The following is a 1438-nucleotide window of genomic DNA, read 5'->3' as shown; positions in this document are numbered from 1 at the left end:
TGAACTGCACCAAAATTGTTAGACACAAAACTAACAATGGAGGTGCAGTTTTTTATATGGCTAAATTTACATTCGAGGATAAGTTATGGGCAGTAAAAGAATATCAAAATGGAATCCTCTCTTATAGGGATATTGCTAAAAAGCTTGGAACTGTTCATAAAACAATTCAACAGTGGGTAAACCTTTATTTGGTACACGGAGAGGAGTCCTTAAGAAAAAGTTATACAAACTACTCCGCAGCGTTTAAAATGGAGGTACTCAAATATATGGACGATAATTGGGCATCTCTTAATGAAACAGCGGCGAAGTTTAAAATTCCTAATCCATCCACCATCAATACCTGGAGGAGAGCTGTTGAAACAGAAGGAAAGGAAGCCCTATTACCAAAGAAGAAGGGGCGACCTCCCATGACAAAAGAAAGAAAAAAGAACGACTTGACCAATCAAACTAATGAATCCCTTATCCAAGAAGTCGAACGTTTACGAATGGAGAACGCTTATCTAAAAAAGTTGAATGCCTTAGTTCGGGAACAGGAAAAATTACAACAAAACTCAAAGCGCAAGTAATTTTTGAACTAAGGAATGAATATAAAGTCGCTGAGTTGATCAAGATTGCGGGTATCAAGAGAAGTACGTATTATTTTTGGACAAAAAACCTGGACCGCCCTGATAAATACGCAAAGGTGAAAGAGGCAATACAAGAAATATATCACCAACATAAAGGTCGTTATGGACACCGTAACATTAAAAAAGAGCTTGATAAGAAAGGCTTGATTCTTGACCCTAAGACTGTCCTCAAGCTAATGAACCAGATGGGGATCAAGTGTCAGGTTCGTATGAAGAAATATAAGTCCTATCGCGGAAGTGTGGGGAAAGTTGCGCCTAACATTCTAAATCGAGATTTCCAAGCCAACAAGCCTAATCAGAAATGGGTAACAGACGTAACAGAATTCAGCCTTTTCGGGCAGAAACTCTATCTATCTCCTATACTTGATTTGTTCAATAGTGAGGTCATCTCGTATACAGTTAAGTCTCGCCCCTCTTTTGATTTAGTAGGCAACATGCTTGAACAAGCTTTAGAGGTTTTAAATCCAGAGGATAAGTTGATCCTCCACTCAGATCAAGGATGGCATTACCAGATGGACAAGTACCAAAAAACTCTTAAAGACCGGAATATTACACAAAGCATGTCCCGAAAGGGAAACTGTCTCGATAATGCCGTTATAGAGAACTTCTTTGGCATCCTTAAGACAGAACTCCTCTATCTCCAGGATTTTGAAAGTATTGAGCATTTTATACAGGAATTACACGATTATATTTACTACTACAACAATATACGTATGAAGAAAAAGTTAAAAGACCTGAGCCCAGTAGAATACAGAACTCAGGTCCAAAGGGTTGCTTAATATATATTGTCTAACTTTTTTGGTTCACTTCAT

1 protein-coding gene is annotated in these 1438 nt (G+C 38.0%); it reads left to right on the top strand.

The genetic code is table 11. From position 1 onward, the window contains the following. Positions 1 to 56: 56 nt before the first annotated feature. Positions 57 to 1405, top strand: a protein-coding gene (locus tag KHB02_RS29610; protein WP_213140189.1) for an IS3 family transposase whose coding sequence is annotated in 2 segments (ribosomal slippage) — positions 57 to 501 and positions 501 to 1405 — 1350 coding nt in all. Because the reading frame shifts where the segments join, the coding sequence is not laid out codon by codon here. Positions 1406 to 1438: the final 33 nt, after the last annotated feature.

Source organism: Neobacillus citreus (assembly GCF_018343545.2).
Classification (GTDB): domain Bacteria; phylum Bacillota; class Bacilli; order Bacillales; family Cytobacillaceae; genus Neobacillus; species Neobacillus citreus.
Note: the sequence above shows the minus strand (reverse complement) of the source record. Positions and strands in the feature narration are given on the sequence as shown.